This window comes from Caballeronia sp. LZ062 (genome assembly GCF_031450785.1).
Classification (GTDB): Bacteria; Pseudomonadota; Gammaproteobacteria; order Burkholderiales; family Burkholderiaceae; genus Caballeronia.
Genome location: NZ_JARTWB010000003.1, coordinates 1 through 25,282, shown reverse-complemented (window position 1 = coordinate 25,282; position 25,282 = coordinate 1). Strand labels below are relative to the sequence as shown.

24 protein-coding genes are annotated in these 25,282 nt (G+C 60.9%); 12 read left to right on the top strand and 12 right to left on the bottom strand.

Annotation, left to right across the window (positions count from 1 at the left end):
• Positions 1-112 precede the first annotated feature (112 nt).
• On the bottom strand, positions 113-982 hold the full coding sequence (locus P9239_RS20300) for a hypothetical protein (RefSeq protein WP_309754243.1): 870 nt from the start codon (positions 980-982) through the stop codon (positions 113-115).
• Between the two features lie 438 nt (positions 983-1,420).
• On the opposite strand from P9239_RS20300, the gene P9239_RS20295 reads away from it, so the two are divergent.
• From P9239_RS20295 to P9239_RS20280, 4 genes are read left to right on the top strand one after another with little or no spacing between them, the layout of a single operon-like run.
• Complete coding sequence (locus P9239_RS20295; RefSeq protein ID WP_309754242.1) at positions 1,421-2,635, top strand: efflux RND transporter periplasmic adaptor subunit; 1,215 nt, start codon at positions 1,421-1,423, stop codon at positions 2,633-2,635.
• A 1-nt stretch (position 2,636) separates the two neighbouring features.
• Complete coding sequence (locus P9239_RS20290; protein WP_309754241.1) at positions 2,637-3,329, top strand: ABC transporter ATP-binding protein; 693 nt, start codon at positions 2,637-2,639, stop codon at positions 3,327-3,329.
• A 3-nt stretch (positions 3,330-3,332) separates the two neighbouring features.
• Positions 3,333-4,487 carry an ABC transporter permease gene (locus P9239_RS20285; RefSeq protein WP_309754239.1) on the top strand — a complete coding sequence of 385 codons (1,155 nt, stop codon included), beginning with the start codon at positions 3,333-3,335 and terminating at the stop codon, positions 4,485-4,487.
• A gap of 11 nt (positions 4,488-4,498) precedes the next feature.
• Positions 4,499-5,665 carry an ABC transporter permease gene (locus tag P9239_RS20280; RefSeq protein ID WP_309754238.1) on the top strand — a complete coding sequence of 389 codons (1,167 nt, stop codon included), beginning with the start codon at positions 4,499-4,501 and terminating at the stop codon, positions 5,663-5,665.
• Here the strand turns inward: P9239_RS20280 and P9239_RS20275 are convergent.
• Entirely contained in the window at positions 5,662-6,336 is a 675-nt protein-coding gene (locus tag P9239_RS20275) for a DUF2278 family protein (protein ID WP_309754236.1), read from the bottom strand. The two genes, P9239_RS20280 and P9239_RS20275, sit on opposite strands and share 4 nt — an antisense overlap.
• A gap of 215 nt (positions 6,337-6,551) precedes the next feature.
• Here P9239_RS20275 and P9239_RS20270 point away from each other — a divergent pair, with 215 nt between their 5' ends.
• The 3 genes from P9239_RS20270 to P9239_RS20260 all read left to right on the top strand — a co-directional run bounded on the left by P9239_RS20270 (position 6,552) and on the right by P9239_RS20260 (position 9,808).
• Entirely contained in the window at positions 6,552-8,879 is a 2,328-nt protein-coding gene (locus tag P9239_RS20270) for a TonB-dependent receptor (RefSeq protein ID WP_309754234.1), read from the top strand.
• Between the two features lie 149 nt (positions 8,880-9,028).
• Positions 9,029-9,433, top strand: coding sequence for a tautomerase family protein (locus P9239_RS20265; RefSeq protein WP_309754231.1), 405 nt, complete (start codon positions 9,029-9,031; stop codon positions 9,431-9,433).
• 72 nt (positions 9,434-9,505) lie between these two features.
• Positions 9,506-9,808: a hypothetical protein gene (locus tag P9239_RS20260; protein ID WP_309754230.1), complete on the top strand. Its 303-nt coding sequence runs from the start codon at positions 9,506-9,508 to the stop codon at positions 9,806-9,808.
• 10 nt (positions 9,809-9,818) lie between these two features.
• Here P9239_RS20260 and P9239_RS20255 read toward each other — a convergent pair whose 3' ends face one another.
• The 5 genes from P9239_RS20255 to P9239_RS20235 form a co-directional block, all read right to left on the bottom strand.
• A complete protein-coding gene (locus P9239_RS20255; RefSeq protein ID WP_309754229.1) occupies positions 9,819-12,296 on the bottom strand; it encodes a glycosyl hydrolase 2 galactose-binding domain-containing protein in 2,478 nt (825 codons plus the stop codon).
• Between the two features lie 61 nt (positions 12,297-12,357).
• A complete protein-coding gene (locus P9239_RS20250) occupies positions 12,358-13,350 on the bottom strand; it encodes a DUF1839 family protein (protein ID WP_309754228.1) in 993 nt (330 codons plus the stop codon).
• Entirely contained in the window at positions 13,347-14,420 is a 1,074-nt protein-coding gene (locus P9239_RS20245; RefSeq protein WP_309754226.1) for an amino acid--[acyl-carrier-protein] ligase, read from the bottom strand. The genes P9239_RS20250 and P9239_RS20245 overlap by 4 nt, the downstream gene beginning before the upstream one ends.
• Before the next feature lie 2 nt (positions 14,421-14,422).
• Complete coding sequence (locus P9239_RS20240; RefSeq protein WP_309754225.1) at positions 14,423-15,688, bottom strand: acyl-CoA dehydrogenase family protein; 1,266 nt, start codon at positions 15,686-15,688, stop codon at positions 14,423-14,425.
• The gene (locus tag P9239_RS20235) at positions 15,685-15,936 is read right to left on the bottom strand and encodes an acyl carrier protein (protein ID WP_309755493.1); all 252 of its coding nucleotides are present in this window, start codon (positions 15,934-15,936) and stop codon (positions 15,685-15,687) included. The genes P9239_RS20240 and P9239_RS20235 overlap by 4 nt, the downstream gene beginning before the upstream one ends.
• 562 nt (positions 15,937-16,498) lie before the next feature.
• On the opposite strand from P9239_RS20235, the gene P9239_RS20230 reads away from it, so the two are divergent.
• Positions 16,499-16,747, top strand: a complete 249-nt coding sequence (locus P9239_RS20230; RefSeq protein WP_404980113.1) for a hypothetical protein — start codon at positions 16,499-16,501, stop codon at positions 16,745-16,747.
• Between the two features lie 24 nt (positions 16,748-16,771).
• Here P9239_RS20230 and P9239_RS20225 read toward each other — a convergent pair whose 3' ends face one another.
• The gene (locus tag P9239_RS20225; RefSeq protein WP_309754224.1) at positions 16,772-17,182 is read right to left on the bottom strand and encodes a hypothetical protein; all 411 of its coding nucleotides are present in this window, start codon (positions 17,180-17,182) and stop codon (positions 16,772-16,774) included.
• A 465-nt stretch (positions 17,183-17,647) separates the two neighbouring features.
• Between P9239_RS20225 and P9239_RS20220 the strand changes: the two genes are divergently transcribed.
• Positions 17,648-18,403, top strand: a complete 756-nt coding sequence (locus P9239_RS20220; protein ID WP_309754222.1) for a FadR/GntR family transcriptional regulator — start codon at positions 17,648-17,650, stop codon at positions 18,401-18,403.
• A gap of 130 nt (positions 18,404-18,533) precedes the next feature.
• A complete protein-coding gene (locus P9239_RS20215) occupies positions 18,534-19,088 on the top strand; it encodes a hypothetical protein (RefSeq protein ID WP_309754220.1) in 555 nt (184 codons plus the stop codon).
• A 10-nt stretch (positions 19,089-19,098) separates the two neighbouring features.
• Here the strand turns inward: P9239_RS20215 and P9239_RS20210 are convergent, their stop codons facing one another.
• Together P9239_RS20210 and P9239_RS20205 are read right to left on the bottom strand one after the other, a co-directional pair.
• Positions 19,099-20,349, bottom strand: a complete 1,251-nt coding sequence (locus tag P9239_RS20210; RefSeq protein WP_309754218.1) for an amidohydrolase family protein — start codon at positions 20,347-20,349, stop codon at positions 19,099-19,101.
• A 42-nt stretch (positions 20,350-20,391) separates the two neighbouring features.
• Positions 20,392-21,789 (bottom strand): MFS transporter, encoded by a 1,398-nt coding sequence (locus P9239_RS20205; RefSeq protein WP_309754215.1) that lies wholly within the window; start codon positions 21,787-21,789, stop codon positions 20,392-20,394.
• Positions 21,790-21,908: 119 nt separating this feature from the next.
• On the opposite strand from P9239_RS20205, the gene P9239_RS20200 reads away from it, so the two are divergent.
• On the top strand, positions 21,909-22,823 hold the full coding sequence (locus tag P9239_RS20200) for a LysR family transcriptional regulator (protein WP_309754213.1): 915 nt from the start codon (positions 21,909-21,911) through the stop codon (positions 22,821-22,823).
• A 253-nt stretch (positions 22,824-23,076) separates the two neighbouring features.
• A complete protein-coding gene (locus P9239_RS20195; RefSeq protein WP_309754212.1) occupies positions 23,077-23,823 on the top strand; it encodes a glucose 1-dehydrogenase in 747 nt (248 codons plus the stop codon).
• Positions 23,824-23,868: 45 nt separating this feature from the next.
• Here the strand turns inward: P9239_RS20195 and prpF are convergent, their stop codons facing one another.
• A complete protein-coding gene (gene prpF / locus P9239_RS20190) occupies positions 23,869-25,059 on the bottom strand; it encodes a 2-methylaconitate cis-trans isomerase PrpF (protein ID WP_309754211.1) in 1,191 nt (396 codons plus the stop codon).
• A gap of 23 nt (positions 25,060-25,082) precedes the next feature.
• Positions 25,083-25,282: hypothetical protein (locus tag P9239_RS20185; RefSeq protein WP_309754210.1), on the bottom strand; the 200-nt coding region annotated here is incomplete at its 5' end.

Sequence of the window (25,282 nt, the reverse complement as noted above, 5' to 3'; positions counted from 1 at the left end):
ATTGTAGATGCTCGCATCGTCTTTCAACGTTGGAGTTGGTCTTTTGCATGCATGCAGCTACCTAAACCGTCGCCGCTGCGGCGTTGCCCATTTTTTGTCCGGCAACCGTCGGCTACTTCACGAGACGCAGGCGCCTTGTCACGATGGTGCCGTCGTTGGTGTCCACGAGCCATAGTGCATCGATGTGCCCGTGCAACGTCGATCTTCTCCGGGTGATGTCCGTGGGCTCTTCGTCAGTCGGATCACTATGTTCGATACGGTCCGAAAGATACGGTGGCTCCAGCGAGCAGACAAGCACGATCGCGAGATTACTGCTTCCATGCGATGCATCGAACGTCGGCAAGACGGCACGCCCGCGCACGCTCGTTTTCGCGCGTGATTCAGTTTCCAACTCGATCGTGTCGATCGTCTGGACGAAGCCTTTCGCCTTCGCTTCTGGCGCGATCACCAGTTTGCGTCCGCTTTGTCCATGCACCTTACGTTTGAGAAGAATGGCGCCCGGTTCGTCGGGCGCGGCAAGTGACACATTCACCGACAGCAGCTTCTTCTTGGATTCAAAACGCACGCCATAGGCAGCCGGAATGACGAATACAAAAGTACGGTCCGGGCGCGATGCGTCGCTGCTCGTGGACCGGGAGCCACTTGCACTTTGCGCCGTATGCCCCGCGGCAACGAAGGGCCGGGACAGGAACCTGCGGACGCGACTGCTGATAGATGGATTCGCCGTCGCAGCTTGCTGCCCGGACGCCACGGCCGCAGCCAACGCGTCCCTCACATGTTCGGGATCGTCACCTGCGAAATGAGGCGGCAGGGACTCTGCGGAAAGAATGTCTCCGCTAGCCACGTTGGCGGCCGGACTGGCGCTGGCGGCGCTCACCTGCGCTGCGCTGTGCGCCTGTTGCGCATGAAAAGCTACCGACAGGCAGAGCACCGCGCCGACAGTCGACGCTAAGGTGTTGCGACCTGGTATCGGAGAAAACACGAACCTACCCCTGGCAAACGCTGCCGCGTGACGAACAAGCGGCTATCTTAAAATAAAAGCAGGGGATTGGCCGGGCGGTTGGCATTTTGAATCTTGCGTGCAACCGGAGCGCATCGACAGGCTCCGGTCTCGGTGCGAAGAGCGGAAACACTGTGCACCGGCGTTGCGACTCCCGGCTACCGACATTCTGAATGCAAACAGCGTCAATGCGCCCTCGATCCGAGCCGCCGAGGACGGCCGCACATCTATCGCCGCGTCGTTAGGTCCAAGTCAGTCATTCGCAGCGTGCATGCAGAATGCAACGAATACCCGAATGCGTGCAAAACGCAAGGGGCTGTAAGCGCGGCGCTATACTAAGCATCCCTTGATCACATACGCGCCGGATTGCTGCCCCAAGCAGCGAACTTGCATGCATTTAACGGCGCTTCACGTACCAAATTGGCCGAGCACGACCTAGATAAACTCAGAATTGACCGGGGAACGGCTTCTCGCACCGTCGAGCCGCGACGCCGACGCCACTGGCTTCGTTATGTAGCAGTCGCGACGATCGTGCTCGCGCTCATCGGCGCCGCTTTCAGGCTGGCCGGACCGCAGACTGTCGAGACAGCCACTGTCACCTCTGTCTATCCGTCGCAGAGCTACACCATTTTGAATGCAACCGGTTATGTAGTGCCGCAGCGAAAGGCGGCGGTTGCATCCAAAGCGCAAGGGCGCGTCGAATGGCTCGGCGTGCTCGAAGGCACGCCGGTGAAAGAAGGGCAGGTCATTGCGCGGCTCGAGAGCGCCGACGTTACCGCCGCCCTCGCGCAGGCTCAGGCGCAAGTGAAGGTCGCTCAGGCGAACCTGCAGTTGCAGCGCGCCGAGTTGGAGAATGCCTCGGCCAATCTCAAGCGTTCACTCGTGCTCGCTCCGCACGGCGCGATTTCCGCTTCGCAATACGACGCAGACCGCTCCCGATTCGACAAGGCGAAAGCGTCCATCAACAGTGAGCAAGCGGCCATTCAGTCCGCGCAGGCCAATGCCCGTGCGGCTCAGGTTGCTGTCGATCAAACGGTGATTCGCGCGCCGTTCGATGGAGTCGTGATCGAGAAGCACGCGAACGTCGGCGACAACATCACGCCGTTCTCGTCCGCATCTGACAGCAAGGGCGCGGTCGTCACGATTGCGGACATGAAGACGCTCGAAGTCGAAGCGGACGTCGCAGAGTCGAACATCGGGCGTATCGTCGTTGATCAGCCTTGCGAGATTCAACTCGATGCCTTGCCCGATACGCGATTTGCAGGCCGCGTATCGCGCATCGTGCCGACCGTCGATCGCTCGAAAGCCACCGTGCTGGTCAAGGTGAGATTCATCGAGCGCGATGCTCGGGTGCTGCCGGATATGAGCGCGAAGATCGCCTTCCTTTCGAAGCCTGTGCCGCCGCAAGAGAAGAAAGCCGTCGTGGCGGTGCAGCCGACCGCTGTCGTCACACGCGAGGGCAAGACGGTGGTGTACGTCGTCGACAACGACAAGGCGCGCGAAGTGCCTGTGATCACCGGCGAGCGCATGGGCGACCTGCTGGCGGTGTCGGGCGTGAAGCCCGGCGATACGCTCGTGCTTGCGCCCAGCGAGAAGATAAAGAATGGCGCCAGCGTCACTGTGGCGAAGAAATAGCGTGAACACAGGGCCTTTGGTCGAGATCAGCCATGTCGCGAAGTCGTATCGGCGCGGCGTGCAGACGGTGCCGGTCCTCACCGACATCACGTTGTCCATTGCAGAAGGCGACTTCGTCGCGTTGATGGGTCCGTCGGGTTCGGGCAAGAGCACGTTGCTTAATCTGATTGCGGGCATCGACCGGCCGAACAGCGGCGAACTGCGTGTCGGCGGAGTAGATATCACGCGCTTGCCCGAGGCGGCGCTTGCGGACTGGCGTGCATCGAACGTCGGTTTCATCTTTCAGTTCTATAACCTGATGCCCGTGCTCACCGCGTATGAAAACGTCGAGCTTCCTCTGATGCTCACGCGTCTCTCGCGTGCCGAACGGCGCGAGCGTGTGTCGATGGTGCTCGACATGGTGAACATGAGTGAGCGGATGAGTCACTATCCGTCGGAGTTGTCCGGCGGGCAACAGCAACGTGTCGCCATTGCGCGTGCGGTAGTAACCGATCCAAAGCTGATCGTGGCCGATGAACCCACCGGTGATCTGGACCGCACGTCCGCAGCGGAAGTGTTGACGATGTTGCAGCGTTTGAACGACCGCCTCGCCAAAACGATCATCATGGTGACGCACGACGCCCACGCGGCGAATGCGGCCAAGAAGCTCGTGCATCTGGAGAAAGGCGAACTCATCGATGCCGAGGCGCGCTGACCTATGTACGTGCTCAAGCTGATTCTTCGCAACGCGACGCGCCATACATTGCGCACCGCATTGACAGTACTTGGCTTGACTATTGCCGTGCTCGCATATGGTCTTCTCTATACCGTCGTGGATGCGTGGTATGCCGGTGCTGCCGCTGCATCGAACGCGAGACTCGTCACGCGCAATGCGATATCGCTTGTCTTTCCACTACCGCTCGCGTACGAGAACCGCATTCGCGGGGTCGACGGTGTAACGATGGTTGCGCGCTCGAACTGGTTCGGCGGAATCTATCGGGACCCGAAGAATTTCTTCGCGCAATTCGCGGTGTCGGACAATTACCTCGATCTTTACCCCGAGTTTGTCATCTCGCAGCAAGCCCGCACCGACTATCAGCGCGACCGCAAGGGATGTCTCATCGGGCGTCAGCTTGCGACGCAATACGGTTTCAAGGTCGGCGACGTGATTCCGCTCAAAGGCACGATCTACCCCGGCACATGGGACTTCGTCGTGCGAGGCATCCTGGAAGGACGCGACGAATCCACGATTACGCGGCAGCTTGTGTTTCACTGGGAATATCTGAACGAAAGCATTCGCAAGACCACGAAACGCAACGTGGATCAGGTGGGCGTATATATCGTCGGCATCGACAATCCCGATGAAGCGGCGACGGTGTCCCGCAACATCGATGCCGTCTTCAAGAACTCACTCGCCGAGACGCTGACCGAAACAGAGCAAGCTTTTCAGCTCGGCTTCGTCGCCATGTCGAACCAGATCATAGCGGCTATACGGATTGTCTCTTATGTAGTAATCGTGATCATCATGGCGGTCATGGCTAACGCGATGGCAATGAGTGCGCGCGAGCGTACCGTCGAATATGCAACGCTCAAGGCGCTTGGTTTCGGGCCCGCGTTTCTCTCGGCAATCGTATTGGGCGAATCGATCGCTATCTGTGCAATCGGCGGCGGCATGGGATTACTCGCGACGCCACCCGCAGCCGTCGTGTTCCAGCATGCGACGGGTGGGGTGTTTCCCGTGTTCAAGGTTTCGCACAAAACGATGCTATTGCAGGCCGCCTGCTCGCTTGTTATTGCGCTTGCAGCCGCCATTGTGCCGGCGGTACAGGCAAGCCGTGTGCGTGTCGTCGAAGGCCTGCGGGCCATTGGCTAGGGCATACGACGATGGCCATCCCCGTATCGTATGTCGCGCGCAATCTCTGGGCGCGCCGTCTCACGACGCTGCTGACCGCTAGCGGCCTCGCGCTCGTCGTGTTCGTATTTGCCACCGTGCTGATGCTTGATGCGGGCCTGAAGAAGACGCTCGTCTCGACGGGAGAGCGCGACAACGTCGTCGTGATTCGGAAGGGCGCGGAAACGGAGATCCAGAGTTCCATCGATCGGGCGCAGGCGAATGTCATGGAAATGCATCCGTCAGTCGCGATGAACCACGAAGGTCAGCCGCTTGCATCGAAGGAAACGGTCGTGCTGATCTCTCTCATCAAGGTCGGGACGAACATGCCTGCCAATGTGGTGATACGCGGCGTTTCTTCGATGGGTGCCGAATTGCGCCCGCAGATCAAGCTGACGGCAGGGCGCATGTTCAGGCCAGGGTCGTCGGAAATCATCGTCGGCAGCAGTATCGCAAAAGGCTTCGCGGGCACGCGCATTGGCGAGCACTTGCGCTTTGCGCAGCGCGACTGGACCGTGGTCGGTCACTTCAATGCGGGCGGCAGCGGCTTCGACTCGGAAATATGGGGCGACGTCGATCAACTCATGCAGTCATTCCGCCGCACGAGTTATTCGTCGATGGTCGTTCGTCTTGCGCGCAGCGACGCGCTCGAACGCTTCAAAGCTGATATCGACACTGATCCGCGTCTCGCGGACGAAGCCAAGCGCGAGCAGGTCTTCTACGGCGATCAGTCGAAAGCCCTCTCGACCTTCATCAATATTCTCGGCTTCACGCTCTCCATCATCTTCTCGATCGCAGCGATGATCGGCGCAATGATCACGATGTACGCGTCGGTGGCCAATCGCGTCGCGGAGATAGGGACGCTGCGTGCACTCGGCTTCAAACGGTTCGACGTGCTGCTCGCATTTCTGCTCGAAGCATTGCTGCTCGGCTTCGTCGGCGGCATCGCAGGCTTGGGCTGCGCCTCGTTGATGCAGTTCGCCTCATTCTCCACGACCAATTTCCAGACGTTCTCCGACTTGTCGTTCCGCTTCATGCTCACGCCTTCGGTGGCGTTTCAAACAGTCGTGTTCTCGCTCATCATGGGCTTCCTGGGCGGCTTCTTGCCGGCGCTGAGGGCATCGCGGATGAATATCGTCGATGCCCTGCGGGCGCATTAACTGGTCTTAATAGGATTACCGTTCTCATCGGTTTGCGTCGTCTGCGTCGCAAAGCGTACGAAGAGCGCAAACGTGTCACCGCCCGCGAAGCGGATAAAGAGGGCGCCGTCGCCGTTGATTCGATTGTCGTCCGCAAACCTGCCTGAGTTTCCTTGCATCATATGGATGTCGTGCACGCCGCGGCCCAGCGAAAAGGCGAGTGGTTCGCGCGTGGCGTAGTCATCGAACTTGTCTCCGATGGCAAGCACCACTGCTTGAGCATCTTTCTTCGCGCGCTGAATCTGTGCATCGAGCAGTGCGGACATGGTCCCGTCGCGTCCGTCGGGCGCAATAGGTTTCATCCCGGCGAGTGGGAAAAGGTCATCGCGCAGATAGTCGAGTCCTTGACCGTTCTTGCCGGTAGTGAGGGGCGTAAAGCCCTGCGTTCCGCTCAGGCGTTGCGGCAGACCGAGCTTGGTATCGTTCGTGTATTGGCTATCGCTGTAGGCGAGCACTTCGCTGCCTTCCACCGAACGAATATTGACCGCCACGCGATAGGGCGCGCCAGCCGCATCGACGAGAATCTCGTAATGCGGCGAGCTGCCGTTCGGATTCTCTTTGCCGTCGGTGATGCGTCCAACGAGTGCGCCGTACACATACTTCGATGCTGCCGGCCGGAAGCGTTCCATCATTCCTCAGTCCTCGTATTGTCCGTTGAGCCAGTACTGGCGCGTTGCTCTTTTCGTATCAGAGCGTATCTCGCCGCCGCTCCGATACAGCCTTCGGGAGACTCTCCTCCCGCGATCGGGAAAAAGTCCCGCCGCACCAGGCAATTCCGTATGCGATTCTTTCAAAGCCAGAACAACTCCCTGTACCCGTGCAGAAAGCTAAAAGACAGGAGACGACGATGACGAGCATTTCGTGCACCTTTGGGCGAGGGCCTTCGTTTAGGCTCCGCGCGCGATATAGGCTCGTGTTCGGTGGCGCGTTGGCGAGCATGAGCGTGAGCGCATGGGCGCAAGCGGCAAACGCCCCCGATCCGGCATCCGTTGCTGAAGGCACTGAGTTGCCGACTATCGTTGTCGTCGGCACCACGCCACTGGTAGGCGTCGGCACCCCGCTCGAAAAGGTGCCCGCTAACATTCAAACGATCAAAGGCAGCGAGATACAAGCGCAACATACCTCGACTACTTCGACCTTAACAGATTACATGCAGAAGAATGTGACGAGTGTCGACGTCAACGACGCACAGGGCAACCCGTCGCAGATGGACATTCTCTATCGCGGCTTCACGGCCTCGCCTCTGCTCGGTACTCCGCAGGGCTTGTCGGTCTTTCTCGATGGCGTGCGCGTCAACGAACCATTCGGCGATGTTGTGAATTGGGACCTGATTCCGCAGGCAGCGATGCAGACGATGCAGATCATCCCCGGCTCCAACCCGACCTACGGTCTCAATACGCTTGGCGGTGCCGTTGCGGTGACGACCAAGAACGGCCGCAGTAATCCCGGGGGAAATATCGACCTAAGCGGGGGCTCATGGGGCAGAAAGGCGGCGCAGATCGAGCAGGGCGGCGCGATCAGCGATCACATCGACTATTACTTCACGGCTAACATTACCAATGACAACGGGTGGGCCGAGCACAATGCGAGCCGCTTGCGTCAGGCGTTCGGAAAGCTGCGCTATACCGATGCCGACACCACGGTGTCGTTATCCATAGGCGGTGCCGACAATACGCTCAACGGATCGCAAACCATCCCGAGATCGTTTCTCGACAATTTTCGCCAGGCGTACACATTCCCCGACACGAACGAGAATCAGGTCGGCTATCTCACGATCAATGCCGAGCACTACTTCTCTGCGAACCTGGAAGTGAGCGGCAACGTCTACTACCGGCATTATCGAAACAAAAACATCAGCAGCAACGTCAACGATGACTACGATCCCGGCACGGGCGGCGGCGACATCGACCTCGTGCAGGCAACGAATCAGCAATCCGTCATACTGACTGACAGTTATGGCGCTAGCCTTCAGTTGACGCTGCTGAACAAGCTATTCGGCAAAGACAACCAACTGATTCTCGGGGCGGCTGGCGACTTCGCCAACACTCACTTCACGCAGGCGACGCAGCCGGCGGAATTCACCGATACCCGCGCGACCATCGGTATCGGCCCCTACGCGGCGGACACAAACGCGAGGACGCGTAATGAGAACTGGGGCGTGTACTTCGAGAATACGTTCTCATTCACGGAACAATGGTCAATGACGCTTGCAGGTCGATACAATTGGTCCAAAGCGACTATTGGCGACGAAAGCGGCGCGCAACCTTTACTTGATGGAAATCACACGTTCTCGCGCTTCAATCCAGCAATAGGTTTCAACTGGAATCCGACGCCCTGGCTTACGGCATATGCGACCTACAACGAAGGCATGCGCTCGCCGACTGCCATTGAACTCGCTTGCGCAGACCCTAACGCCCCATGCTCGTTGCCGAATGAGTTCCTTGCGGACCCGGATCTGAAGCCGGTTATCTCGCGTACATTCGAGGTCGGTGCGCGCGGCCACATCGGCAACGCGACGAGCTGGAGCGCGGCGGTCTACAGCACGACCCTCTCCGACGACATCCAGTTCGTGAGCAGCCAGGGCGCATCTAGCACGCTAGGCTACTTCCAGAACGTGGGCAAGACACGTCGCCAAGGCTTCGAACTGGCGGGCAAATCGCAGTGGGGGCCTGTCAGCGTCACCGCCAGCTATAGCTATGTCAATGCGACCTATCGCTCGACGTGGATCGAAAACAGCGCGAGCAATTCGAAGGCAGACGGTGACGGCAACATTACCGTGCACTCGGGCGACCGCATTCCCGGCATTCCCGCGAACACCGTCAAGCTGCGCGTGGATTATCAGCCGATCTCGCGGTGGAACATCGGCACGAATCTGACTTATCGTGGCGATGTCTTTGCACGCGGGGATGAGAACAATCAGGATGTGAATGGCAGCGTCGCGGGTTACGTTTTGATTGACCTGGATACGAGCTACAACGTGACCAAGCAACTTCAAGTCTATGCGACCGTGAAGAACTTGTTGAACAAGCGCTACGCGAACTTTGCGATTCTTGGGCAGAACGCATTCAATGGGCCCAATCACACATTCAGCGGACCGGACACGACAAACGAACAGTTTCTTGGCCTGGGTGCGCCGCGCGGCGTCTGGGTCGGACTCAGGTATGCGTGGAAGTGAAGCTAACAGGGCGGCCGCGTCGCGCGGAAGCCGCCTGACTGCCAACCGTCCACATAATTGGAACTGTCGGTTCTAAACTTTACTATTTTCATCGTCGGTCGGGCGGAATAGATTCTTCCTCGTGCAACCCTTCCCATGGAGAATCGCTGATGCCACTGGTCAATATCTCACTCATGAACGGCAAGTCGCCCGAGTACATTCGCGCCATCTCGGATGGCGTGCACGAAGCACTGGTTGAAACGTTCCAGGTGCCGGCTGACGACCGTTTCCAGTTGATCACCGAGTACGACCGCGACAGGTTCATCTACGATGCGAACTATCTGGGCATTCAGCGCAGCGACGATGTCGTGTTCATTCATATCACCGCTAGCGATTGGCGTGACCTTCCAACGAAGAAGGCTCTCTATAAAGCGCTTGCGACGCGTCTGAGCGCGTCACCCGGATTGCGCCCGGAGGACGTACTCGTTGTGCTTGCTCCTAACCGACGTGAAGATTGGTCGTTCGGACGCGGCCTCGCGTCGTATGCGGATTCTGCCGATGAAATCGCGAAGTAAGAGTAGGCACAGATTGCGACGGCTGCGATGCGACCATGGTATTGTGGGAAGGTCTGGAAATGCGAGACCTCCATGCGCAGCCATCTTATCCATGGCGCTGCCAGATCGGCGCTCGATACGCAGATCCTGGACTTCGTGTCGAAGAACGCGGCCTGCTTATTGGAGCCGCGCGTCGGCATGTGCGTCGGCATCAAGAACGAAGCCGGCGAGCTTTATCGGATCATTCTGGCGGACGGCATCATTGAGATGATCCGCGTCGATAAGTTTCTTCTCAGCATCGACTGTGTTGAGGAATTCACTGACGAGTTCGACGCGATGTTTCGCGTGCCTCGGTTCCGTGAGCAGGCAGACGTTTTTAACGAAACGCCTGCCTGAGAGATTGACCTCACGCGCGATACGATACACCGGCCATTGCGTTGATCGAGAAAACATCCCCCTCCGGATTCGAGGAAACGTCTGCGCGACGCGCAATCAGTGGAATCCGCCGCCTGCTCCCGGGCGCGATATGAAACCAGTCGATCTCCGCATAGTAGTTGGGATCGACGACATGGACCCAGCGCGCGAGGCGCGTTGCAGTCACATCGAGGCACCATCGTTCGTCCTGCTTCTCGACGCCGACACTCAGACCCGGATCGCAGCGGTCTGCAACCGCGAGATCGGGAAAATGGAAGGCCTCGGAAAGGACTTGCCCTGTATGAATATCCCGCAAGACAACGTGCGTTGCGTCGTGAGCGCGCGGCCCGAAGCGATACGCATAAGTAATATCGAAGAACGCGCCGATGAGCGTATTGGAACTGACTCGCTCGACGCAGCGGGGCAGCAGCGTCAACTCACAGGACCCACTCGCGACTTTCACCACACCGTCTCGCAAGCAACTCAGTTCAAGACGGGCGCGAATCTCATGCGCGGTTTCGTTGATGACATGCACGTCGAGCCCGTCGAGGCCTTCATCGGTGACTGTTACCTGCACCGGTTGCAGCACGCGTGCAAGACCGTGCAAGGGACTCTTCGGGACGCCGTGCACGTCGATGATTCCCCAACCGGCGCCTGTCCGCACGTCCAACAGGTTCCACACAATGCCACCCGAGCACGAGGAATCCTTGCGTCGCCATTCGGAGAAGACCGCGCCCATGACTTCAGCGACAACGGCGCGCGACAGCGTCAGATACCGTTCGGGATCTTCGTATCGCAAACGCGCGACATCGGCTCCATAAACCGTGCGTAGGTAGTGCTCGCGCACGTCATCGAAGTCCCATGCGGCGCCGGGATCGCGCGGTACGCCGGCTTTCCACCGTGGCTCGTGCGGCCGCGAGGCGTTCGGCACTGACCGCAGCGCCACGTCGTCGGGAACGTTGGCGAATGCAAGGCATTCCGATGCGAAGCGGACCGCTGCGCGGCGCGCATCATCGAAGGAACGCTGATATGCGCCGACGCCATAGTAATGAGTGATGCCACCGCGTGTGCCGAACGGCATCGAGCGCATGTCGCTGGGGGCTGCACTCGGTGAATTGACGACGTAGGGCACGTCTGGACGCATTGCTGCGACGATCGCGGGCAATAGCTCGGTGAATAGCGGTTGTTGATATGCGTCGAACGGGAGCCCGAACATCGCGGCTTGCTGATGCACTTCGCTTCCGCCGCATAGCACGGAAAGCGATGCGAATCGCCGCGTGCGCGCGAGGAACTGCTCCGCTTCTTGCTGTACGGCGTGCTGAAAACGCTCGTCGCTCGGGTAATCGAAATTCGCAAACGCGAAGTCTTGCCAGACCAGAATGCCGTTCTCGTCGGCCAGCTCATAGAACGTATCCGATTCATAGAGCGTCGTCCCACTCACACGAATGATATTCAGACCAGCGCGGCGACAAGCCTTGAAGACCGAGTCCAATTTGTCGCGCGAGGCATCGAGCGCAATGATATCCGCGGACGTCCAGCACGCGCCGCGCGCGAAAACCGGCACGTCATTCACGACGAGCGTAAAGCCCGCGTTATCCGCGCCGCGATCTACCGTGATGGTGCGAAAGCCGACGTTGCCTAAAGCAATATCGGCTTCCAATGCCCCCACAAGTCTCACTGTGTAACGCGCAGGTTGCCCGTGCGTATGAGGCCACCATAAGCGCGCTTGCGGGACGCGCACCCGGCCGGTAGCTGTATGCGCGTCTTTCCACGTCAGCTTGGCCGATGCATCGCCGCATTCCAGCCACAGATCATCGGGCGCTTGCGCGTGATAAAACCGCACGCTTAGATCGACTATGCCATCACCGCCATCGACACTAGTCGTTAGATCGACGGAATCGATCGAGGCAGGCGATTCGCCAATGAGTTCCACTGCGCGCCAGGGTCCAGCAGGTTGCACCGTCGGGCACCAACCAGGCATATGGCCGAGCAGCGTCGTGCGTACATTACGAAGCGTAGCGGGTTGCGCGAGCCTCGGTCGCCAACGCGCGCGGCCACGTTTCGCTGCAAGTGCCGGCGCAATCGACCTGAAGCAAAGATGGATCGCGGTCGGTCCCGCGAACTCATGATCGACGTCATGAGCGATAAACATCGAATCCGATTCCAGCACCTTGCTATCGTCGATCCAGACTTCAGCAATCGTGGCTAGTCCGTTGAAGCGCAGGCGTCGCTTTCCCTCCGCGTGCAACGTCAGGCGATACCAGTGGTCCGACAGCGCATAGGGTTGACTCAGCGATTCATCGTCCATGCCTGCTGCGCGATGCGCGGATGCGACCGTTCCCGGCACCGGCGCATCGAGCCACTTCATGTCGGCATCGAGCGCCATGGGCGTAGCATAGGCGGCGGCAGGCGTGCTTACGCATTGCCATCCGGCGTCCAGGCGCAGAGGCGAGAACGGCGAGACTTTCATATAGCGACCTTCAAACGGACCAGGCAGGAAACATGTGCCGCTCTAGCGCGCGGCACATGTCCTAGAGGAGATGCACGGCAAGCGGCTCGATGACTTTCTCATAAGCTGCTTCGATTGCATCCAGGCAGTCGTTGCATGGGTCCGAGCGCGAACGCATGCGCGCGCGAGCAAGGCGGAACTGCATCACCATCGCTTCGCTTGCAATGGTCTGGGCGCCGATTCGGATTTCCTCCGGAATGGCAACGCCCTGCGAATCGAGCCATGCGAGGTATTTCGACAGCAACTCGAAATTAGAGCCGAGCTGGCGCATCACGTTGAACGTGTACAGGTGGTAATACGCAACGTCGCGTTCGAGCAGCGCCCGCAAATGGTCCGGAAATTCCGCACGCCATTGAGAAATAGGATTCGCAGTTGGCCGATCCGTCAGACGCAGCTTGAGCAGTTCCAGCGAACGTTGCAGCAGCGCATCGCCGGTAAGCGGATCTCTAGCGCGCTTGACGAATTCCACGTAGGGGAAGAGCGCATGAACGTCGCTTGCGAGGCCCGGCATCAAGCGAAACACGCCGTCATAGTCCTCACCCGACAACGCGAAGTAGCCTGCGTTATGGAAATACGTGAGGCGCTTCGCCTGAGCATCAATCGAATCGATTGCGATAGTCGTTTTCGAATGCGTCTGACGGTAAGCGGTCGCACGCGTATCGGGCAGATAATGCGCGTCGACTTCTGCGACCACAACATGTCCGCGCTTTGTCTGCTCGCAGACGTGTGCTTCGAGCGTGTCGTAGATCGCAAGCTCTTGCGCCTGCAAGCCGTAGAGCCTGCCGATGTCATCGAGCGAAAACTTGGGGAACGTGAACTGGTCCCCCTCGAACGCTTGCGTCACCGTGAAGCCGAGCGCCGCATGGGGATCGCAGCCGAAGTGATGCAACAGCTCGATCCACAAGTCGACATAGCAATTGGTTTCGAGCCAGACGCGCTCGCCGCGATGCAATGCATGGCGGCTTGCTTCGTCGTCCGCGCCACTCAACGCTTCTGCGGGCGAGCGCGCGTTCATGCCTCTTTGCCCAGCTTGGCGAGGCCATCGGCGATCATCGGTGCCGCGTCGCCCCAGAGCAATTCCCGAACGGCCGACGGCCACGCTTTCACATCGAGACCATGATGGCGGAAGAGGGCAAGTGTCGTGCGCTCCATGCCGAAGCCCACGCATGCCGTATGCGCCACGCTGTCGTCCGCCTGGCGAATGTGCCACAGCTCGCCGAAATGCTCCATGTGATAGTTGAAGGACAGGCAAGCGGTCGGACGGTCGGGCGTCGCAACGGGGACGAGCAGTTCGAACTTCAATTCCTGTGCGCGCTGGCTGTCCGCTACGATTTTGCCGCCGCGTCCAAAGAATGGATCGTTAGCGAGATCGATTTCAAACGGCAATTGCAAGAGATTCACAAGCAGCGAGCCGCGTTCGATCCATTTCTGGCGGAACGCCATGACCTGTTCGGGGCTGCCGACGCGAATGTATTCGCGCATGCGGAACATCTGCATGCGGCCCGGATCGATGGAAGGCTCGTGACGGAAGCAATAAGAGAATGCGTCGAACGTTGCACCGTCCTTCGCGAGGTTTCCCCGTTTCGCGACGAGCGGATAGATCGGATAGCAGGCGGCCGGGGTGAGCACGAGTCGAGTCGGCTTTTGCTGGTCCATCCATTCGTCGGAACGCTCGTCTTCTTCGCCGATATGAACGATCTTGTCGAGCGCTTCGAGCAGACGATGATGCCCGCGATCGCTGCCCTGAAACGAATGAACCGTGCCTGCGAGATTCGGGAAGCTCTTGAGATATTCGCTGTCTTCGAAATCGCGGCGGCGCATGGCGGGCGGAAAGCGCAGCACTTCAGCGTGCTGGTCCGCGCCGAGCAGGGTAATGGCCTGATTCAGGCGCTCGACGATATCTTCGAAAATTGCACTACGGCCATACAGGCCGTCTTCGCCGGTATCGATGAGAATCCCCGCCTCGATCAGGCGATCTCGCAATGTGACGTCCGACTTGTCATACGGTGTTTGCGTGGCGTTCGATTGCGATTGCACGGGTGCATCGGCCGGCACGAGCGCGGCTTGTTCCGTCGGCATGTTCATGGTTACAGGTCCCCGGTTGCGGCGCGCTGCGCAAGCAGCAGATTTGCCGTGTTTAATTCAATGCGGTCATTGCTGATCATGAGCGGCGCGGAATGCAGATCGCGCAAATGCCGCCCGACGCTGAACGGCGTGTCGTTTTTATATCCGGCCATTCCGCAAATCATGAGTGTCTCTTGCACCACATGCACAGCCGACTGTGAAATCGAAAGCTTCAGCATGTTGAGGTCCGACGCCAGACCGATGGAAGCCGTGAGCGGTGCGTCGATGTCGTCTGCCTGACTAGCCTGACGGACGACGCGTTGACGCTGCGACGCTTCGACGGCTGCGAGCGATTCGCGCAAGCGTGCCTGCATCATGCGCACGAGCGTCACTGCCTGAGCGAGCCGTGATGCCGAAGGCGGCAAGGCGCCCGGCTTGCCGCGCGCCTGATTGCGAAAGAATTGATGCGCGCGGTTCACGGCGTCGGATGCAATACCGATCCACACCGACGACCACAAGGTATGCGATACGGGCAGCATGCTTTCATCGGCAATTTTCGAAAACGGGACGGGCAGAATCTGCTCTGCGGTTCCGCTTGCGACTAGCCGATGTCCTTCGCTGCACGTACCGCGCATACCGAGCGTGTCCCATGTGCCGCGCTGCTCTAGCGTGCAGGTTTCGCGCGGCGCCACGATCAGGACCTGATCGGAGGGCGGGGCATCGGGATGACGGCGTGCGGTGACGAGAATGCAGTCGGCATACTTGCCGTACGAGATCGTCGGCGCGAGCTTCTCGATAGAGAACGCGCCATCGACGAGATCGACCGCGCAGGCGCTCGTGCGCATATTGCCGCCGATAGTCTCTTCCGACGTCGCAGAAGCGAGCAGCAATTGCTCTTTCACCATGCGCGTCAGGAAATCGCGCTGCCATTGCACGTTCGTGCCGTGATCGACGATGCAGATCACCTGGCTTTGATGCATCGCGTAGATCATGGCGGCCGACGCGCAGCCTTGTGCAAGCGCTTCGCACAAGCGAGCGACACCCGAAAGCGAGAGGCCGTCGCCACCATGAATCACGGGGACCATCGCAGAGAGAAGCCGTTCTTCGCGCATCGCAGCGACGGCCTCGGCGGGAAACCGCGCATCTTTATCGACAGCGCCTGCGTGATTGGCTGCGATCGCGGCAACGCGACGCGCGGCTTCGAGCAGTTCGCTCTCGCTACGCGCCTGGGCGCTGCGATCGAGCTCAGCCAACTGAGACGCTTCGAGCTCCTGCGCGGCGGCGTTCATGCTGCCGCCTGTTGACGGCGAAGCTCCTCGACTGCGGCGGCCAGCGAATCGACGCTGGAAAAAAGCCGGCGCGTGAGCATATGGTCGGGAATCTCGATACCGAACTCATCTTCGATCGCAAGCATCACATGAACGGTAGCGAGCGACGAAAGACCGGCGGCATAAAGATCGTCGCTGTCGGCGAGGGTATCGATGGGCACGTCGAGGCGTGCAGATTCGGAAAGGATGCGGCGCAATTCAGTCTTCATTATGTCTGGTTCCCTTGTACCTGGCCAACGGTGCAACCGGCCGATTGGGCGCTCTAGGGAATTCCCCTCAACGAACGCCATTTACGTTATTCAAGCCGGGGCGTACGGGCGGTGACGTATTCGCTCTGTCAACTCAATCCGATTCGAAGAGCCCTCGCATTCACCACGAGGTTGTTTGTTCGTATTTAACGGATTCCGCGGGGTGCACGTCCGTGCGATGCCGCACGGTGCCTTCGATGACCGACGTTTTCCTTGACGCTGTCTTCACTGATTCGCGCGGCTTATGCGCAGCCGGTACGACCCGACGCACGTGGCACACCGCGATTGAATCGGCATATGGAAGATGGCCGCGTCGCGCGCAGGCGCGAACGAGCACGAAACCTGCTGTAGTCGCATCGACGGCTTGCATGGCGGTTCGTCGGCGATGATGTTCTGCCAGCCACCGTCCATGTACCGTGCGATTGCATACGGCATGCGGCATGCGGCGTCCGGCATGAAGAATGCAAAATGATCTGCGGACTCAGACGCGCGGAAACCAACCTCGATAAACGGAGCAGACGAGATGAGAAACAGCAGACTGGCAGTGTTGGTTGCGTTTACGACCGGTGTGGCGCTGGCCTCGGGCGGTGCCATGGCGCAGGCTGGTGGCAACGGCAACGGCGGCTCGGGCGGTGGCAATGCGCACGGAGCGGCGACTTCCGGGCCGACGGTGGGCGGAGACAACACATCCGCTCCCGGAAGCACGCACAAGGGCGGCTTTCACTTCAAGCACAAGAAAAAGGCGAAGCCCGCCGACACCACGACGCAGTAAGCAGTCCGCGTGGGGCGCGGCGAGTCAGATCGCCGCGCTATCAGCGTCGATGTCGTCGGTTCCGAGGCGCGAGAAGATATCGCAAACGGCGCGCAACTCCGATTCATCGCGAATGCGGACGATGACGCGTGTGATCGCGCCCATGCTGTCTGTGTCGCAGGCGTCGTCGCGATCGCGTAAGTCTGGAAGGATGCCGGCGGCGGAGTCAGCGTCGTGGGAAGAGTCGTCGAAATACGCGGCGTAACCCGCATGTTCCGCGGTGATCCATTGCGTGGGCGAACTCGCGCTGAGCGCGATCGACATCTGGATGTCGGCGACGCGCTCAACGCATGCCACCCGGATGCGGTCTCCCGCTATGCCCTCGGCGCGCAAGTCTTCCAATGCCTCGTCCAGCTTGCGCGGGCCGCAGAACGCACCCGTCACTTCTCGCATCATTGCTCGTCTCCTTGACTACCGCTTGGCCGCGCATCGCCTGCCCGCGTCGGATGAAGGACGCCGGCCGCCGGCCGTCGCGTGATAGAAGAAGCAAGGCAGAGAACCGAGCCGGCGGACATTGCCGTTCATCACGACAGCCGAAGACCGCATTTCTCAAAGCCCGCCCATGCGCGAAAGCTGGCGAACCTAACGGATGCGGATGGGATTCGCGAGCCGAGAGCAAAGAACGGACGATGCCTCGCTCCGGCGAGCGGGGCGGGCGGCGTTCACTTCATGCGGTACATGAACACTACGCCGCAAGTCGCGGCCTTTCAATGAGTGGTTTCGGCATGCATGGCGCCAAACTCTTGCATTTTGCATACAGGCGAAGCGGCAGACGATCCATGTCCGGCCTGCGATAGTCATCGTACAAGCTGGTGCGCGCCTCTATAATGGTTCGTTGGCATCTCTACGACCACTCTCTCAATGGCTCCTGCACTCGCAACTGGCGCGCTCCGCCGTTCCCGCAATCTGACCGAGGAGGTCGTCGCCGAACTGTCCGAGCGAATCCGCAGCGGGACGTTGCAGCCCGGCGACAAGCTGCCGACAGAATCCGAAATCATGGCGCAGCTCGGCGTGAGCCGGACGGTCGTGCGCGAGTCCATTTCGCGGCTGCAGGCAGCGCGGCTCGTCCAGACGCGGCACGGCATCGGCACCTTCGTGCTCGAGGCGGGAGATCATGACCGCTTCCAGATCGAAGCCGCAGGCGACCTGACCATCCGCGACGTCATGGCGATTCTCGAATTGCGCATTAGCCTCGAGGCGGAGGCTGCGGGCCTCGCCGCGATCCGTCGCACGGATGAGAACCTCGCGCAGATGCGCCGTGCGCTCGATGAATTCGAACGGCACATCGCGTCCGGCACGGAAAACGCCGTTGCCGCGGACGTCGCATTCCATCTGGAACTGGCGAAGGCGACGGGCAACCGCTACTTCCACAGCATCCTCAGTCAACTCGGCAATACGATCATTCCTCGCACGCGGGTCAATTCGGCTGCGCTCGCGCACAACGATCCGGGCAGTTACCTCGATCGCGTGAACCGCGAACACGAGGACATCTACGATGCGATCGAGCGTCGTGATCCCGAGGCGGCGCGCGCCGCGATGCGCATGCATCTCTCGAACAGCCGGGAACGTCTGCGGCGGGCGCAAGAGGCGTCGACCAAGTCTTCGGACGCCGGCTGACACGTTGCACATCCTGCTTTCTCGCTTGTAAGGCGAGGCTCTTGCTAGATGTTTTGCATGCCGCATGCATGGTGACGGCATGCAAAACGCAAGATGCCATTGACCAAACTCATCGAAAGGAGAAGCACGGATGCACTGGATCGATCCCGACTGTTTGCCTGAAACGCGCGGCACGGTGACGCGGTTTCTGCTGAACCCACATGGCGAGCTCGACGGATTCATATTGGACGACTCGCGGCAAGTGCATTGGCCGCCGCATCTTTCCAGGCAACTGACGCGCAACGTGAAAGTCGGCGATGCCGTTACCGTGCGCGGCATCAAGCCGCGCGGCGCGGATATGGTGGCGGCCGTCGCTGTCACAACCAACGCGGGGCGGACTATCGTCGATGAAGGTCCCGAGCATGGCGGCAAGCATCATCCGCCGGAGATCCAGCAGCGAGAAATGGAAGCCGCGGGCGAAGTGCTGCTCGCCCTGCACGGCCCGAAAGGCGAACTGCGCGGCGCGTTCCTCGACGACGGAACGTCGCTACGCATGCCGCCGCATGCGGCCGAAGCCCTGTCGGACTATCTGACGCCGGGCGCGCACGTTCATGCGTGGGGATGGGGCGTGAAGAATCGGCTGGGTCGAAGCATCGAAGTCGACGAAATCGCCCATCTCGTCGACGACGAAAGCGCGGAGTCGTAGACCTCCGGCTTCAGCGCGCTTCCAGTTCGTCGAACTGGATCTCGCCGCCCTTCATGACCAGCGGAATCCGCTCGCCCTGTCCTAGCATGCAGGAGATGTCTTCGAGCGGATTGCCGTCGACCACGATTATGTCGGCCCACGCGCCGGGCGCAATGCAGCCCAGCTTGCCGGGCAGGCCGAGCACTTCGGCCGCCGTCGTCGTGGCAGCCGCGAGTGCCGCTGCATTGCCGAGCACTTCGGATCGTATGCGGAATTCATCGCTTTGCAGCCGCTGCGAAGGTCCCAGCAAGTCGGAGCCGAAACCCATCTTCACGCCTGCGTCGCGATAGATTTCGAGCGAGCGCAGCCCCGCCTCGCGCACGTCTTCGATCTTCGCGACGCTCTCGTCACCAAGACCGTACTGCGCGCCTTCAGACGCCAACGCTTCGTACGTGACGAGCGTCGGCACAACGTAGGCGCCGTGTTCGGCCATGAGCGCGGCGGTGGGCGCGTCGATCAGATTGCCGTGCTCAATCGTGCGCACGCCCCAGCGCACGACCCGCGCGATCGCATCCGCCGTGTAGGCGTGGGCCATGACGTAGGTCTTGCGGGCGCGCGCTTCCTCGACGATCGCGCGCACTTCGTCTTCCGCATAGCCGTATGCGCCGACGGGATCGGTAGGCGAAGCAACGCCGCCCGACGCCATGATCTTCAGATGGTCGGCGCCCATCTGCAATTCCTCGCGCGCCGCGCGGCGCACTTCGTCCACGCCGTCCGCGACGCGCGCGAGCGCACCCACGCGCACGCAGCAGCCACATGGCGCGCTGTCGCCCACATAGTCGGAGCGGGCGCGCATATCGCCGTGGCCGCCCGTCTGACTGAGCGCGCGCCCGGCCACGAAGAGGCGCGGCCCCATGGCGAGCCCGCTTTCCACTGCGATCTTGTGCGGATGGCCCGCGCCGCCGGCGTCGCGCACGGTGGTGAAGCCGCGCCGCAACATGCCGCGCATGATCGGCACCGAACGCAGCGTGACGAGAACGTTCGGCATGTGCACTTGCTGCGACAGATTGAGTTGCACCGCGACCACGTGCACATGTAAGTCGACGAGGCCGGGCATCAGCGTCTTGCCCTTGAGGTCGATGACACGCGACGACGCGCTCTGCAGCGGCTTATCCGATATCTCCTTCACGACGCCGTTCTCGACGAGGACGTGATGCGCGTCGCGCACTTCGGCTCGCGCCGGATCGAGCAATGCGGCGTTCTGGAAAAGGATGCTTTGCACGGAATCAGTCTCCCTTGGAATTTTGCGTTCAGCGTTATGCATTCAATATTTCGCGGCGTGCGTCACGGAAGGTACGGCTTCCGCTTCGCCGGCAGCGATGTCTTCGAGCGAGCGCCCGCGCGTCGGCACGCCCATCACCACCACCGCGAGTGCGCCGAGCAGCAGCACGACGGTCGTCGCGCCGAATACGCCTGCGAAGCCGGATATTGGATACAAATAGCCGACGAGAATCGGCGAGACGATCGCGCCGATTCGCCCGATGGCGGATGCCGTGCCCGCGCCGGTCGTGCGCACTGCGGTCGGGAAGACTTCGGCCGTGTACGCGTAGACGCCGGCATACGTGCCGTTCATGAAGAACGACAGACAGATGCCCGCCAGCATGATCTCGCCGTTGGTGCTCGCGAAGGCCATGCCGAGCGCACAGGCGCCGCCGCACAGCATGTAGGAGGCGATGGTCGCCTGCCGGCCGATGCGTTCGTTCAGCCACGCCGCCGTGAAGTAACCCGGCACCTGCGCGACGTACATCGCGAGTGAATAGCCGAAGCTGCGCGTGATGCTCATGCCGTGCTGCACGAGCAGACCCGGAATCCATGTGAAGAACGCGTAGTAGCTGAACGTGATGGAAAGCCACATCAGCCACGTCATCACGGTGATGCGTGCCTGGCGGCCGGCCCAGAGTGCGCGGAAGTTCGCGACGAGCGTGCCGGTGGGCGCAGGCAGTGCGCCTGTCGGACGCGCGGCTTCAGCGGCGGGCAGGGCGATGCCTTGGCGCGCGAAATCTGCCTCTATAGCGGCGAGCACGCGGTCGGCGTCGTCGTGACGCTTGCGGCTTTCGAGCCAGCGTGGCGATTCGGGCAACGAGCGGCGCCACCACAACAGCATCACCACCGGCAACGCCGTGATGAAGAGCACGGTGCGCCAGCCCGTCGGGAACGCCGGCACCACAAAATAGCCGAGCAGCGCCGCCGCCACGAAACCGAACGAAAAGAAGCCCGCGAGCGCGCCAGTGAAGACACCGCGGTAGCGCTTAGCGACGAACTCCGCGAGATACGGCGCGATGATCGCGCTCTCCGCGCCCGTGCCCATCCCCGCGACGATGCGCGAGGCGAGAAACGTGGGCCAGGAATCGGTCATCGCGCTGACAATCGAAGCGATGCTGTAGAGCAGCAGCGCATACATCATCACCTTGCGCCGCCCGATCAGGTCGCCGAGCGTGCCTGCGAACAGCGCGCCGAAGAAGTAGCCGATGAAGTTGCCGCTGCCGAGCACGCCGGTCTGCACGCTGGTCAGCGCCCAGTCGTGCCGCAGCACAGGCAGCACGAAGGCGACGGCGGCGGCGTCCATGGCATCGAACGCATAGCCGAAGCCGCCCATCATCAAGAGTCGCCAGTGAAAGCGTCCGAAAGGAAGACGTTCGATGCGCGCGGATACGTTCGACACTGGGCTCTCCAGACAAGGCGACAATGGGATTCCGACATTGAATCCGCCCATTCTATGAGGCGGCCGACTTCAGCCATATTTATAATCGTGATCCTGTCCATTGACGTGGTGAATGACCAATGAGCTTCCGGACGCTGGACCTCAACCTTCTCAAAGTGTTCGAGGCACTGATGACCGAGGGCGCCGTCACCCGCGCCGCGACCAAGCTGTCGCTCACGCAGCCCGCCGTGAGCAACGCGCTCGGGCGTTTGCGCGAGGCTTTCGGCGATCCGCTCTTCGTGCGCCACGGCGCGGGCGTCGCGCCGACTCAACGTGCGATGGCGCTATGGGGGCCGATCGGCGATTCGTTGAGCCGCATCCGCGGCGCGCTCGACGAGCAGACCTTCGTTCCGGCTCTCGCCGACGTGAACTTCAGCCTGTCGATGTCCGACTACGTCGCGGGCATCGTCATGCCGCGACTCATCACGCGCTTCGGCAAATCCGCGCCCGGCGTCCGTTTCCAGACCGTGCCGAACATTCTGCTCGATGCGCCCGCGCTGCTGGAGGGCAATCGCGTCGATTGCCTGATCGGCGTGTATGTGAACGAGACCCTGCCGCCAGCGCATATTCACTCGCGTTCGCTGTGGACCGTGGATTATGGATGCATCATGCGACGCGACCATCCGCTCGCCGAAGCGGGCAAGCTGACGACGCGGCGCTTCCTGAACGCGCCTCACGTCGATGTCAGTCTGGCGGGACAGACGCAGCCCACGTTCGACACTTTTCTCGCGTCACGGGGACTGAAGCGCAATCTCGTCGCGACGGTGAACCACTACACGGTTGCATGCGACATGATCCGCGCGAGTGATCTTATTGGCGTATTGCCGAGCGATCTGTGCGAGCGCGCGGCGGCAAGCGGCCAACTTGTCAGCGTGCGCGCGCCGCTTGAAGCGCCGGATCGCGTCATCAGCCTGTTCTGGCATCAGCGCAACGAAACGCTGCCCGCGCACCGGTGGCTGCGCGAACAACTGGTCGACATGTTCGCCGCGCCGTAGCTTGCCGCGCCGGTCAGCGTGGGCCGGCGAAAAACATCCGTGCGCCGAAGCGATCGAGCGTCCGCCCGTTCGTCCGCCACCTGACCGCTTCTGGTCTTTTGCATACATTGTTCATCGTTTCCAGCCAGTCAATTCGTTTTGGGCCGCTTTATCGCGAAGGGCGAGGTGTCTACATTGGCGACGTGGCGCTTCGGCGCGTTCAGCCGGTCGCCGACTTCCTCTTCGTGGTATTCAATATTCCAAGGAAACGATCATGAGCAAGCTCTCAGGCAAAGTAGCTGTCGTCACGGGCGCATCGAAGGGTATCGGCGCCGCCATCGCCCGTGCGCTCGCGGCAGAAGGCGCGGCGGTCGTGGTGAACTACTCAAGCAGCAGGAACGGCGCGGATGCAGTGGTGGCCGACATCGTCGCGGCTAACGGCAAGGCGATCGCAGTGGGCGGCGACGTATCGAAGGCCGCCGACGCGCAAGGTATCGTGAATGCAGCGGTGGAAACGTATGGCCGGCTCGATATCGTCGTGAACAACTCGGGCATTTACGAGTTTTCGCCCATCGAGGAAATCACGGAAGAACATTTCCATAAGCAGTTCAATGTGAACGTGCTCGGCGTGTTGCTCGTGACGCAGGCCGCTTCGAAGCATCTTGGCGAGGGCGCCAGCATCATCAATGTAAGTTCGGTGGTGAGCCGCATTACGCCGCCGGCGAGCGCCGTCTATAGCGGCACAAAAGGCGCTGTCGACGCGATTACCGGCGTGCTGGCGCGCGAACTCGGCGCCAGAAAGATCCGCGTGAATTCGATCAACCCCGGCATGGTCGTGACGGAAGGCACGCACACGGCGGGCATCATCGGCTCGGAGATGGAAACGGGCATCGTCGCACAGACGCCGCTCGGCCGGCTGGGCAATCCGGACGATATTGCGTCGGTTGCCGTGTTCCTCGCATCGGACGACGCACGCTGGCTGACGGGCGAAAGCATCGTGGCGAGCGGCGGCCTGCGTTAATCCCAGCGAGAGGCGGTCTGCCGCCTCTCGTGAGTGCCTAATAAATCAAGCCGTGGGATCGGGCACGCGGACGAATCCCTCGAACAGCACGCGCGCGCTGCGGCTCATGATGGCCTTCGTGACGGTCCATCGGCCGTTCGCTTCGACCGCTTCCGCGCCGACGCGCAGCGTGCCCGACGGATGTCCGAAGCGCACCGATTGACGCGCGCCGCCACCTGCAGCGAGATTGACGAGCGTGCCGGGAATCGCCGCCGCCGTGCCGATGGCAACAGCCGCCGTGCCCATCATCGCGTGGTGCAGCTTGCCCATCGACATGGCGCGCACGAGCACATCGACATCTTCCGCACCGATGCGCTTGCCGCTCGACGCGACGTATTCGGCCGGACGCGCGACGAACGCGATCTTGGGCGTATGCTGACGCTTGGTAATGTCATCGAGCTTCTCGATGAGACCCATGCGCAACGCGCCATAGGCGCGAATGGTTTCGAAGCGCGTCAACGCCGCGTTATCGCCGTTGATCGCGTCCTGCAACTCCGTTCCCTTGTAGCCGATATCTTCTGCGTTCAGGAAGATGGTCGGAATGCCCGCGTTGATCATCGTGGCCTTGAAGGTGCCGATGCCCGGCACTTCGAGATCATCGACGACATTGCCCGTCGGAAACATGGCGCCTTGCGCGCCTTCTTCCTCCGCAGCGGGATCGAGGAATTCGAGCTGCACTTCGGCGGCGGGGAACGTCACGCCGTCCAGTTCGAAGTCGCCGGTTTCCTGCACGGCGCCATGGGTGATCGGCACATGCGCGATGATCGTCTTGCCGATGTTCGCCTGCCAGATGCGTACGATTGCGATGCCGTTATCCGGCACGCGCTCTGGGTCAACGAGGCCGCTCGCGATAGCAAACGGTCCGACCGCCGCCGAGAGATTGCCGCAATTGCCGCTCCAGTCGACGAAGGGCCTGTCGATTGCAACTTGCCCGAAGAGATAATCGACATCGTGATCAGGCCGCGTGCTCTTCGAGACGATGACCGTCTTGCTCGTGCTCGATGTCGCGCCGCCCATGCCGTCGATCTGCTTGCCGTAGGGATCGGGGCTGCCGATGACGCGCAAGAAGAGCGCATCGCGCGCGGGTCCTGCGACGCGCGCCGACTCCGGCAAATCGTCTAGGCGAAAGAAGACGCCCTTGCTGGTGCCGCCACGCATGTAGGTGGCGGCGATCTTGATCTGAGGTGCGTGTGCCATGTGAATCGTATCCTTGTTGACTGTCAGGCCGCTGCCTTCGACGATTCCAGGAAGTCTTGAGCGAAGCGTTGCAGCACGCCGCCCGCTTCATAGATCGATGCCTCTTCCGCAGTGTCCAGACGGCACGTCACGGGCACTTCGACGCGCTCGCCATTCTTGCGATGAATCACAAGGATGAGATCTGCGCGCGGCGTGCGTTCCCCGATGACGTCATAAGTTTCAG